Source organism: Morganella sp. BCCO 40_0007 (genome assembly GCF_032989665.1).
In the GTDB taxonomy this organism is placed as follows: domain Bacteria; phylum Pseudomonadota; class Gammaproteobacteria; order Enterobacterales; family Enterobacteriaceae; genus Morganella; species Morganella sibonii.
Genome location: NZ_JAVBIN010000021.1, coordinates 1 through 12,206, shown reverse-complemented (window position 1 = coordinate 12,206; position 12,206 = coordinate 1). Strand labels below are relative to the sequence as shown.

The 12,206-nt window shown below is 48.4% G+C and carries 9 protein-coding genes; 5 read left to right on the top strand and 4 right to left on the bottom strand.

What is annotated here, in order from left to right; translation table 11 throughout:
• Positions 1 to 1,268: 1,268 nt before the first annotated feature.
• From R5268_RS18790 to R5268_RS18780, 3 genes are all read left to right on the top strand, one after another.
• A complete protein-coding gene (locus R5268_RS18790) occupies positions 1,269 to 2,639 on the top strand; it encodes a tyrosine phenol-lyase (protein WP_052927710.1) in 1,371 nt (456 codons plus the stop codon).
• 134 nt (positions 2,640 to 2,773) lie between these two features.
• Positions 2,774 to 4,042 carry an aromatic amino acid transporter gene (locus tag R5268_RS18785; RefSeq protein WP_182107203.1) on the top strand — a complete coding sequence of 423 codons (1,269 nt, stop codon included), beginning with the start codon at positions 2,774 to 2,776 and terminating at the stop codon, positions 4,040 to 4,042.
• Between the two features lie 477 nt (positions 4,043 to 4,519).
• Positions 4,520 to 5,527 carry a hypothetical protein gene (locus R5268_RS18780; RefSeq protein WP_317420432.1) on the top strand — a complete coding sequence of 336 codons (1,008 nt, stop codon included), beginning with the start codon at positions 4,520 to 4,522 and terminating at the stop codon, positions 5,525 to 5,527.
• Between the two features lie 169 nt (positions 5,528 to 5,696).
• On the opposite strand, the gene R5268_RS18775 is transcribed toward R5268_RS18780, so the two are convergent.
• Positions 5,697 to 6,965, bottom strand: a complete 1,269-nt coding sequence (locus R5268_RS18775) for a NupC/NupG family nucleoside CNT transporter (RefSeq protein ID WP_182107199.1) — start codon at positions 6,963 to 6,965, stop codon at positions 5,697 to 5,699.
• Between the two features lie 131 nt (positions 6,966 to 7,096).
• Between R5268_RS18775 and deoD the strand changes: the two genes are divergently transcribed.
• Positions 7,097 to 7,804 carry a purine-nucleoside phosphorylase gene (gene deoD / locus R5268_RS18770; protein WP_317420429.1) on the top strand — a complete coding sequence of 236 codons (708 nt, stop codon included), beginning with the start codon at positions 7,097 to 7,099 and terminating at the stop codon, positions 7,802 to 7,804.
• 65 nt (positions 7,805 to 7,869) lie between these two features.
• Here the strand turns inward: deoD and R5268_RS18765 are convergent, their stop codons facing one another.
• Positions 7,870 to 8,355: a DUF4822 domain-containing protein gene (locus tag R5268_RS18765; RefSeq protein ID WP_317420427.1), complete on the bottom strand. Its 486-nt coding sequence runs from the start codon at positions 8,353 to 8,355 to the stop codon at positions 7,870 to 7,872.
• 202 nt (positions 8,356 to 8,557) lie between these two features.
• Here R5268_RS18765 and R5268_RS18760 point away from each other — a divergent pair, with 202 nt between their 5' ends.
• Positions 8,558 to 9,190: a hypothetical protein gene (locus R5268_RS18760; RefSeq protein ID WP_243846847.1), complete on the top strand. Its 633-nt coding sequence runs from the start codon at positions 8,558 to 8,560 to the stop codon at positions 9,188 to 9,190.
• A gap of 65 nt (positions 9,191 to 9,255) precedes the next feature.
• Here the strand turns inward: R5268_RS18760 and R5268_RS18755 are convergent, their stop codons facing one another.
• Both R5268_RS18755 and R5268_RS18750 read right to left on the bottom strand, forming a co-directional pair.
• Positions 9,256 to 10,416, bottom strand: a complete 1,161-nt coding sequence (locus R5268_RS18755; protein ID WP_107679971.1) for an MFS transporter — start codon at positions 10,414 to 10,416, stop codon at positions 9,256 to 9,258.
• A 283-nt stretch (positions 10,417 to 10,699) separates the two neighbouring features.
• Positions 10,700 to 11,560, bottom strand: a complete 861-nt coding sequence (locus R5268_RS18750) for an alpha/beta hydrolase (protein ID WP_317420424.1) — start codon at positions 11,558 to 11,560, stop codon at positions 10,700 to 10,702.
• Positions 11,561 to 12,206 lie beyond the last annotated feature (646 nt).

Here is a 12,206-nt window from a genome sequence, read left to right as displayed (position 1 = left end):
GGGTTTTCAAGGAAAAAAGCGGAAATCGCGGCCGGTTTGTCTGTTTTTGCGTCTTTATTCATGCCTGCCTTGCGTGATCTGATGCACAAATTCCATATTTTGCATTTTCATATGGCGGCTGCCGGACATGCGAAAAATGATGTCGTCATCTGTAAACGCCACCATTTACGACCAAAGTAAAATAACGCACTAAACCGGATTAAACTCAATTAAAACCCTAAAGTAGTGACAAAAACCAGATATAAAATCTATTTTGATTTATTTTTAAATAATTTTATTCTGATAAATATATTTCACAGATATGTACATTACAAATATCCTGTTACTCTTCTTTCGCAGATAGTGTAAATATTCCAGTACACCATTTTGCTTTATTAACATGACTGTAAATGTGAAACCGTGAATATGATCACTAAACGGTTATATGCTGCATTGCATAACAATTCACTGCTTTAATTAATTATCTTTGTTATTCCCGCCGTCCGCTTGTTTTTCATTCATGTAACGTAACATTATCAATGTGATCTTTATCATCAAATTTATCCTGACTGTGTCACATTTTTATTTTTATCTCTGGTTTCAGTTTAATGATTCAATAATTCATAATGTTTTTCCGCACGATCAATATAAACAAATGTGATTATAACAATGGGTATTAATTAGACATTTTCATATAAAATACTATGCACGTGTATGTAATGCATAGTTTTGATTAAGACAGAACAGGACTCTTCACTCATTTCTTTATTCATCCTGTAAAGATAGATTTAAATTATCACTCCATCATCCTTATTTACCCTTTATTAACATTTATAAAAAGACACCAGATACAACAGCTTTGCATTACTGTATAACCACCCGCAGCCATTAGATTATTTATATTAAATCCTGACTTTAATACCATGAAAAACGTATATTACCCATAAATACACAACATAGGATTAACAAACATAAACACATGAATAAAAAGAAATATTTTAGTTTAAGTGATATAGATCACCCGGTTTACACCTGCGGTTAATACACCTTTCGTTTATTTATACCATCCCCATTCCCTTTTCATTTTTTTTCACGCATGATGATTTCACGCCAAACGAAACGGATGGCAGAAAAAGAAACAACAGAAAATTAAAAACTGAATTTGAATTAAGACAAGAACACAACCGGATTTACAATTGCTATATCATTCACAAGGCATGAGATTTATAAACAGATAAATGCCTGTGTAAATTATCGAGTTATTATTATAAATAATTGGAGATTTTACCATGATGTATCCAGCAGAACCGTATCGTATTAAAAGTGTTGAAACCGTATCCATGATCCCTCGCGAAGAGCGTATCAAAAGAATGAAAGAGGCCGGGTACAATACTTTCTTGTTAAATTCCAAAGATGTTTATGTAGACTTACTGACCGATAGCGGCACCAACGCCATGTCCGATAAACAATGGGCCGGCATGATGATGGGTGACGAAGCGTATGCGGGCAGCGAAAACTTCTTCCACCTGGAAAGAACCGTTCAGGAATTATTCGGCTTTAAACACATTGTTCCTACTCACCAGGGCCGCGGTGCAGAAAACTTACTGTCTTCATTAGCGATCAAACCGGGTCAGTATGTTGCAGGTAACATGTACTTCACCACCACCCGTTATCACCAGGAAAAAAATGGTGCGACATTCATCGATATCGTCCGCGATGAAGCTCACGATGCGGGCCTGGATGTGAAATTCAAAGGCAACATCGACGTTAAGAAACTGGAAAAACTGATTGCAGAAAAAGGCGCGGAAAATATCGCTTACATCTGCCTGGCAGTGACCGTAAACCTCGCGGGTGGTCAGCCGGTTTCAATGGCAAACATGCGTGAAGTCCGTCAGTTATGTGACAAGCACGGCATCAAAGTATTCTACGATGCGACCCGCTGCGTGGAAAACGCCTACTTTATCAAAGAGCAGGAAGAAGGCTTTGCGGATGTCTCCATCAAAGACATCGTTCACGAAATGTTCAGCTACGCTGACGGTTGTACCATGAGTGGTAAGAAAGACTGTCTGGTGAACATCGGTGGTTTCCTGTGTATGAACGACGACGAGATGTTCTCTGCCGCACGTGAACTGGTTGTGGTTTATGAAGGGATGCCTTCCTACGGCGGCCTGGCCGGTCGTGATATGGAAGCAATGGCTATCGGTTTACGCGAAGCGATGCAGTTCGAATATATCGAGCACCGCGTCAAGCAGGTTCGTTATCTGGGCGAAAAACTGAAAGCAGCCGGTGTACCGATTGTTGAGCCGGTCGGCGGCCACGCAGTATTCCTCGATGCACGCCGTTTCTGCCCGCATCTGACCCAGGATGAGTTCCCGGCACAGAGCCTGGCAGCCAGCATCTACATGGAAACCGGTGTCCGTTCTATGGAGCGCGGTATTATCTCCGCAGGCCGTAACAAAGAAACCGGCGACCATCACCGTCCGAAGCTGGAAACCGTTCGTCTGACTATTCCGCGCCGTGTATACACCTATGCACACATGGATCTGGTTGCTGACGGTATTATCAAACTGTTCAAGCACAAAGAAGATATTAAAGGGCTGAAGTTCATTTACGAGCCGAAGCAGTTACGTTTCTTCACAGCACGCTTTGATTACGTGTAATTATCTGATGACAGCGGCCTCATTATTTTAATGGGGCCTTTTTGTCTCTGTATCCCTATAACAATAAAGAACAAATAAAATCGATAAATATGAATGCTGTTGGTGATATTTATCATTAATAGGAAACTTTTATTATGAGTATTCATAGTGCCGATACAAATAAATCACCCGGACTGACCAGCGGAACCATGCTTGTTATAGCAACAGTCGTTGGCGGCGGTATGTTTTCTTTGCCGATTGCGATGGCCGGTGTCTGGTTTTCCGGTGCCACCGTTATTTTGATTTTAGTTTCAATTATGATGTTACTGACCGGTCTGATGTTAGTTGAAGTTAACCTGCATTTTGAACCGGGTGCCAGTTTTAATACCTTTACCACTGAGTTACTGGGCAAAAAATGGAATATCGTCGTGGGTATTGCCTTCGGGTTTGTCCTCTATATTCTGACATATGCCTATATCTCCGGGTCGTCCGCTGTACTGGCTCAGACGATATTAAAATATACCGGTGTTGCACTGCCGATAAAAGCAGCAGTCGTGATTGTCGCCTGTCTGGTGGCCGCGATTGTCTGGTACAGCTCCTTATGGGTCGGGCGTATTACCACTATTTTAATTTTCGGTAAGTTTATCGCGTTCTTTGCCACATTTTCCGGTCTGGTTGCGCATGTGGAAATTGCCAATCTGCTGGATTCCGCATCGGTCGCCATCCCCGGAACGAAATATCTTCCCTATGTCCTGATGACACTGCCGTTCTGTATTATTTCGTTCGGTTTCCACGGTAACGTGCCGAGTCTGGTGAAGCTGTACGGCAAAACAAAATTCCGCTTTATTACCCGTTCAATCATTATCGGGACAATATTTGCGGTACTGCTGTATATCTTTTGGCTGGGCGTCACAATGGGTAATATCAGCCGCGCCAATTTCTCACCGATTATTGCCAAAGGCGGGAATATTGATGTGTTCGTTGAGGCTATCGGCGGTGTGATGTCAGGCAAAACCATGGATGTCATCCTGACATTCTTCGGTAACTTCGCCGTGGCGAGCTCCCTGCTGGCAGCTACACTCGGTCTGTTTGACTATATTGCCGACCTGCTGAACTTTAAAAATGACAGCGCCGGCCGTTTCAAAACAGCCGTGGTCACTTATCTGCCGCCTGCGGTGGTGTGCTTCTTCTTCCCGAACGGATTCGTTTATGCCATCGGTTATGCCGGTCTGGCCTTTACTATCTGGAGTGTGATTTTACCGCCGTTCCTGGTAAAAGCCTCACGTAAACGCTACAGCGACAGCGCAACTATTTACCGTTCGCCGTGTAATAACGCGGTACTGAATCTGGTGATTGTCTGCGGTGCGATTGTGTATCTGACGGTTATTCTGGACGTGTTCGGCTGGCTGCCGGCATTTAAATAAAAGGTGACAGACGGCCGGATGCAGATAATGCTCCGGCCGCTTGTGCAGCGGTTCTCTCTGATCTGCCGGGAGGCAAATCATGTATTTCACCCTGTTACACTGGCAACACCCGCTGTTTACCCGCCGTCAGGCGTTGCGGTTACTTATTCAGTTACAGAGGGCTGTTCATATGACACGCAGGGAGAGACGGGAACGCCGGATCAGAAAAAACGCATCGGAATAAGAGCGGAAAACTGATCAATTTTTTTGATTAACTTACGGTAAAGCGCTTTCATAATCTCTCCAAAACCGTGATAACTATCACCCTGATAACTACCACGTACCGCGTATCTTACTCATCCCGCTGCGTCCTGCAAGGTTCCGCGCACAATTTTCCCCGTTGTCCGGTGTAAAAAAATCACGACACTTTATCACTCCGAATGCAACTCTGTGATAAAGTTATGCAATCGTTTGTTCGCTGCATTTACAGGATAAATCATGCAAAAATCGTTATTTATCGGCACATTGCTGTCCGCATTTTTTTTCAGTGGTTTACAGCCCGCGCTGGCGCTGACCTCTCAGCAGACCGCCGAAAAGCTCTCTCTGACTGAACTGGCTGAAACCTACAGCCCGGAACAGATTGCCGCGCTGACACAACAGCCGGAGGCAAGCCGGTTTGATGCACTGATGATCACCATCGGTGCACTGACAGCTGATGATCTGAAAAACCCGGCAGCAGAGAGTGATAAACTTCAGGCTTTTGCGGATGCTCAGCAGCAGAGTCACACCCGCTATCTCGGTAATGTGTCGGATAAAAATATTGTGCCGCGTCTGCATACCGCCTGGAAAACCGCGGTGTTCCCGAATGACGCGAAGACGCTGAAAACCCTGAATAACTTTATTGATAAAGGCTATACCAGCGGCTATAACCTGGTAGATACCCGCGAAGAATCCGGCTTTGATAAAACACGGATGATCCGCTACGGCCATAATGATATCGATCACGCCGCCCAGCTGATTTATCTGCTGCGCCGTGAAGGGTTTGATCCGAAAGTGCAGCTGACGCCGAAATCGTCCGCATTTCTCTATCTGGATGAATGGGGTGAAGCGGATTATCCGGTAACCACACTGAAAAGCGGCAAAAAAGTGGCGATCGCCAGTGAATATAATCTCGATCTGGAATTTCCGGCAATTGAAGAGCGCGACCGCTTTAAGAGCCTGATTGACCAGTACGCCAAGAAAAATACCGCTGACCAGAAAGGGCTTATCCGTTCAGCCTGGTGGCAGCCGTTTTACCGCATCTATGTCCCGGCGGACGGTTATGATGTCGTGGCGGAAACCCGGGTGACCGGCGGCCATTATCAGGCTGATTTGATGGCACTGCCGGAGAATGCGGAAAAACAGGCGGAAAATATCCGCAGAGCAAAAAGCGGGATGCAGGTGATAAGCGAAAAAGTCTGGGTAAATCCCTCTTTTTACCGTTATCTGCAGGGGGATTATAAGTAATCCTGCTCCCGTTAATCGTCTGATATGCGAGGTTCGCGATAGCGGGTAAAAGAACGAAAAGCATGCGAGCCATGGATGGCGAGCCTGAGCGTACAGGGACCGTATTCACCGCGACTTTTCGTTTTTCCCGCTATCAGTGAACCGGGAAGATCCTCCCCGGTTTTATTACTCAGCCGCCGATAAACAGCCCCGCAATTGTAGCCGCCATCAGGTTGGATAACACCCCTGCGACCAGCGCTTTCATCCCGAGGGTGGCAATTTCTTTGCGCCGGTTCGGGATCAGACTGCCGATACCGCCGATAGCTATTGCCACGGTACCGAAGTTGGCAAACCCGCACAGAGCAAACGAGAGGATAATTTGTGTCCGCTCTGTCATCGGCAGACCGGTGGCCGCCACCACTTCATTCCCTTTCAGATATTCGGCCAGGTTGGCATAGGCAAAAAATTCGTTGATAACAATTTTCTGTCCGATAATCGCACCAGATGTCAGCGCTTCATTCCACGGTATCCCCATCAGCCACGCCAGTGGTGACAGCAGATAGCCGAGGATCAGTTCCATGCTCAGATCCGGCAGGCCGAACCAGCCGCCGACACCGCCGAGCAGTCCGTTTAACAGCGCCACCAGGCTGACAAACGCCAGCAGCATCGCCCCGACCGCCAGTGCCATATTCAGGCCGTTAATCGCCCCTTCCGCCGCCGCATCGATAATATTCGCCGGACGGTTTTCCTGTATCGGTTTGGCATTGGATTCATCCGCCGTCTGCTGTGTTTCCGGGATCATCAGTTTGGCAAACAGTAACCCGCCCGGAGCGGCCATAAAGGACGCCGCCAGCAGATATTCCATTTTCACCCCCAGCGAAGCATAACTCACCAGCATGGTACCGGCGATAGATGCCAGCCCGCCGCACAGCACTGCAAACAGTTCTGAGCGGGTCATACTGCCGAGATACGGTTTAACCAGCAGAGGTGCTTCGGTAACGCCGAGGAAAATATTGGCTGCCGAGTTCATCGATTCTGCCCGGCTGGTTTTCAGCAGGCGCTGTAACGCCCCGCCGACCCAGCGCACGAGGATCTGCATAATTCCCAGGTAATAAAGTACCGCTGACAATGCGGAGAAAAAGACAATGATCGGCAATACACGCAGTGCGATCACAAATCCGCCGCTGCCGAAGATCTCAAACATTTTGTCAGAGACAAGGCCGCCGAAAATAAAGGATGTGCCGGCGTTATTGAAGTTGATCACCGTGGTGACCGCCTCCGCCATCACAAATAATACCTGCTGCCCGGCCGGGGAGTAGAGAATTAACCCGCCCAGTGCCAGTTCAATAGTAAAAGCCAGTACCACCGTACGCAGATTAATGGCGCGGCGGTTTTCAGACAGTAAATAACCTATTCCCAGCAGTACCACGATCCCGAGAATGCCGATTGCTGTATTCATAATGTGTAATCCGGTAAAAACCCTGAGTGAAAAATCCGCCGGCAGCGGCGGCATAAAAACCAAACCGTGTTAACATGCTGACCAACAAATACCGACCCTTCACACGGTTTGATTGAGAGGAGAGTGCTTTTATGGCAGTTGCAATTCAGGCAAGCGCAAACGATTTCGCAGAAACCATTATTATGCCCGGAGATCCCCTGCGCGCCAAGTTTATTGCTGAACATTATTTGTCGCAGGCGCGGGAAGTAAACAGCGTCCGTAATATGCTGGGTTATACCGGGGAATACAAAGGCAAACCGGTTTCGGTGATGGCCCACGGTATGGGTATCCCCTCCATTTCGATGTATGCGTATGAGTTGATTCAGGATTTCGGCGTAAAAAACCTGATCCGTATCGGGACCTGTGGCGCGGTGCGGGATGATGTGTCACTGATGGATGTGGTGATTGCCATGGGTGCAAGTACCGATTCCAAAGTGAATCGCGACCGCTTTTACGGTAACGACCTGGCGGCGCTGGCGGACTGGCATCTGCTGTCATCTGCGGTGAAAACGGCAGAACGTCTGCAATTACCGGTTAAAACCGGCAATGTATTTACTGCGGATCTGTTTTATACCACCCGCCCGGAACTGTTTGCGGTAATGGAGCAGTACGGTATTCTCGGGGTGGATATGGAAGTCGCCGGGCTGTATACCGTCGCGGCAGAACTCGGGGCAAAAGCACTGGCGATTCTCACAACGTCTGATCATATTAAAAACGGCGGAAAACTGACCATCGATCAGCGTCAGAATGCAATGCACAATATGATTGAGCTGGCACTGGAAACCGCCTTCACACTCTGATCCGCCCCTCTGATAAGTACCGGAAAAGAAAAAGCGCCTTTACGGCGCTTTATCTGGGGATGAATTTACTCTGCGGATTTCGGTTTATGGACAATATCCGCGTAATGGCTTTTATCATCCGGTTTCGGATAGACGCGGTAAATATATTCATCCGGCGTTACTTTGATATTTTCCACCACGCGGGTAAACAATACTTCCCCTTTGTCATTCTTGCCGGTCAGCGTCCGGGTTTTACCATCTGCGCTGAATGACCAGTCGCCCTGCAATTTCTGCTTACCTTCCGGGGTATACATTTTGACTGAACCGTCTTTTTCATAATCGGCCAGTCCGAAGAAACCGGCAACCGTCTCATCAGTAGCAGGAATGGCCTTCCCGTCCTGATCCAGGGCTTCCGTGGTTACCCAGGTTTTGCCAATCAGATAATCTGCCGTATTCCCGGCTTTCTGTGCTGTGGCTGCTGCTGTTTTTTCCTGAGCAGGCGTCTGCGCCGCCAGTGCTGAAAATGAAAATGCCGCGGCGATAACGCCGGCAATCAGTGTCATTTTTTTCATATCAGTTCCCTTTGTTAATAAATTTATTGTCTTTGTAGTGATAACAAGTCTGAATATTCATCATAAGCAAATAAATCTTGTTCGCTCATTTTTTACGTAAGGAAATATAAAAGTACTTAAATATCCGGCTTATTTCTGACACATATTTTCCTGTATCCCCCATCCGGAATATGGAGAAAAAATGAAGGAATGTGCAGATATTATGATGAATTGTGCAGGGATTATGATTTCACCGTCAGTAAGGGTAAAACGGATTGCCGGTACGGACGGCATCGGTAATGATGATACCAACAGCGAAACGACGTATCAGAAATCAACATCAGAAAGGAATATTAATATGAAAAAGATCATTGCCAGTGTTATCGGATTGAGTTTATTAGGTGCCGGGTTTACAGCGATCGCCGCACCAGCCCCGGCAAATCAGCCGCAGCAGAATGGTCAGTACATGGATGGTAACGGCTATTGCGACGGTAACGGCGGACGCCACATGATGCGCGGCAACCATGACGGACGCGGCTATCATAACAAACGCGGTTACCATAATAACCGGGCGCCGGTTTTCCAGTCTTCACTGACAACTGCCACGCCGGGCGAAGCGCTGAAAAAAATGAGCGCGGATGCCCCTGCAATCAGTAAAGACGGCAAACAGTATTTTGTGCGTGCCAGCGTCCGTGATATCAACGGTAACACGCTGTATCAGTCTTCATTATCTACCGCAACGCCAAAAGAAGCACTGGCGAAAATGGCGGCTGATGCCCCGGCTGCCGCATCCGGTCAGCAGTATTATGTCCGCGCCGGTATTATGGAAATTCTGCCGGTTAACACCGCACAGTAATCCGCATACCGCAGAAACAAAAACACCGCGTACTGACGCGGTGTTTTTTTTATTTATAACTGAGATCAGCTTGCCAGAATCCGGGATTTGCGGCGTACCGCTGACAGCAGCATATAAATCGCGGTGGACAGCAGCACAATAAAGAAGAAGCTCATGATACCGTCAGGCTGTTTCATAAACTGTCCGGCCACCAGCGGCCCGGCTGCCGAGCCGACGCTGTAGCAGAACAGCATCACCTGTGTCGCCGCCACAATCACATTTGCCGTGAGTGTGTCACAGGCCAGTGTGATCGCCACCGGATACAGGGCAAAAGAGGACATGCCCAGCAGTGTCAGCGCTGCCACCATCACCAGATAGTGACCGGAGAGGTAAATCATTCCCATCGCAAATACCCCGGCAAGAGACACCATTGCCAGCAATAAAACTTTACTCATCCGCGAGGATAACTTGCTGATCACCGGCTGAATAATCATCCCGCCAAGGATAATCGCCGCCATCAGCCCGCCGACCTGCTCTGTATTGTAGTGTTTTTCCTGCAATGCCAGCGGCATCAGCCCGTAAATCGTGCCCATAACAATACCGGAAGTCATGCAGCCGACCATGGCCGGTTTGCTCAGACGCAGGATTTTTTTCAGTGATAAGCTTTGATGCCCGCCGTGACAGACTGGTTGCGCTTTGGAAAGCAGCGGCGGCAGTACGGCCGCAAACAGCAGAACCATAACCACCGCAAATGGCACGATACCCGCAGTCCCGAACACACCAATCGCCAGCTGGCCAAGAGTGGTTCCGCCGTACAGTGCTGTCATATAAAAGCTCAGGCGTTTGGCGCGGATTGCCGGGTTATCGCCAATCAGCAGCCAGGATTCAATCACCACAAAAATACCGGCGACCGCCACCCCGGCCAGCATACGGGATGCCAGCCATGCGCTGAGATCGGTATAAAACGGTAAAACCGCCACCGTTGCCGCCAGGGCCAGCACAAAGAGAATAAAGGAACGGCGATGGCCGATACGGGCAATCACCGGCTCAATCAGCATCGAGCCGAGTAATAAACCGATATAGTAAGCACTGGCTAACCAGCCTGCATAATCTGTACCGATGGCAAAATGGCCCAGCGATAACGGGATCAGGCTCATCAGATAACCGGATGCAATCGCAAATAACGTCAGACCTGCGACAGGAATTAACACACTGTCAGGACGCGGCGTGCGGGTGCTGTGACTCACTGCTTTTCTCCACCTAAAACAAAAAAATCAAAAAAACATGACGCTGCTTTTTTTCTCAGGCTGTTTCATCGCCAAAATGGTTGATGACGGGTCATTGATAGAAGCAGTGGATTGTGAATTTATGTCTGAAACGGAGCGGAATATAGCCCCTTGTGAGGGAAAAATGAAATCAAAAAAACTAATGGCTGCGAGTAGTTTTTGTTATGGAAGGAAATAACAGAGGAATATGGGGTTTCCCCTGTTATTTTTGGTATTTTTACATGCGGATTAACAAAAAAATAACTTATTTTTCCTTATCCGCTGGTAACAGTGAAATTACGGTATCCAGTGCATCCGGGATAACACTGCCGTGTGATTTACCGGGGAAGGTCAGGATCCGGCACTGTTTGTCCCGCAGTTGTAACTGCTCACAAACTTCCCGTGCGGTAATGTCACTGTAACGGACAGAGAGATTGTGTTTCTGCTCTTCACTCATTTTGCTCAGGTCCGGCTTTTCTTCCAGCCCGCCCTGAGTGATAGTCAGACGGATATCCGGCGGGAGGCGGTCAAAGCGCTCTGCTGTCATATAGGTGCCATGGCCCCACCACAGAGACGGGCTGGCACTGATGTAATCGGTAAATAAACCGGGCTCATCTGTAGCCGTCCGCAGGACAAACAGCCCGCCGAGGCTATGGCCGAAGAAGTAGCGGCGGTCGTTGACGGAATAGTGACTGCTCACCCACGGAATAACCTGCTCACGGATAAATTGCCGGAAAGGCTGTTCGCCGCCGCCTGCTGCAAACTGTTCACCTGCTGCGGGTGGTGTGTAATCAAAAGTGCGGGTTTTCGGGTAAGCCTGGTCAGAGAGATAACCGATCCCCACCACCAGCGGCAACGGCCGTTTTTTTCCGGCACTGAGCCGGTTAATCATCATCGGAAACTGGCCGTTACCATCGAGCATATAGAGTACGGTGTACGCCGTCTGCGGCTGCTTAGGTTGCGCGATAAAGAGGCGGTAGTGACGACCGTCCTGCTTCATCTCATGATGCGTTACCGTAAATTGTTGTTCTGCCGCTTCAGTGAGCGGCGTGATCTCTTGTGAAGGCCGCGCCATCAGGGGGGATACAGCCATCATGCAACAAATCACCATTATTTTTTTCCACATCCTGACTCCGGGAATGACTGACTTAAGAAACCAATTCTGCCACGGTGCTCCGGCTGATACCACGCAGAACGAAAAGATGCTGTCACATCCTTATCCGCGAAATCTGCGTCATCCCCGGAAAGAATAAGACCATCCTCTTTCGAATTCGGGCAGTGGGATAACCGGCAAAGCGGAAAGACGCTGACACATCCCTGTCCGCTCGGATCGCGCCATCCCTGGCGCTTTACGCTTTCCTTTTTTTGCCGGTTAATCCCCTGTGTACTTCAACTCTGTCAAAAACAGAAAAACGGAAAAGTTAATCTGCTAAATCATCCGGTTTGTGGCAAGGCGGCAAAGGAAGAATTCCGGGGAGCATACACCAGTATGTGACCCGGAATTCTGAGTGCAGCCAACACAGCCACAGAGTGGAGGATGACGCAGATTCGCTAAATCATTCGCTCTGTGGCATGCGGCAAAGTGAGGATATCCCCGGGAGCATACATCAGTATGTGACCGGGGTAGCCGAACGAAGCCAACGCCGCCACAGAACAAAGAGACGCGTTACGCTAAATTATTCACTCTGTGGCAAGGCGGCAAAGTGAGGATATCCCCGGGAGCATACATCAGTATGTGACCGGGGTAGCCGAACGAAGCCAACGCCGCCACA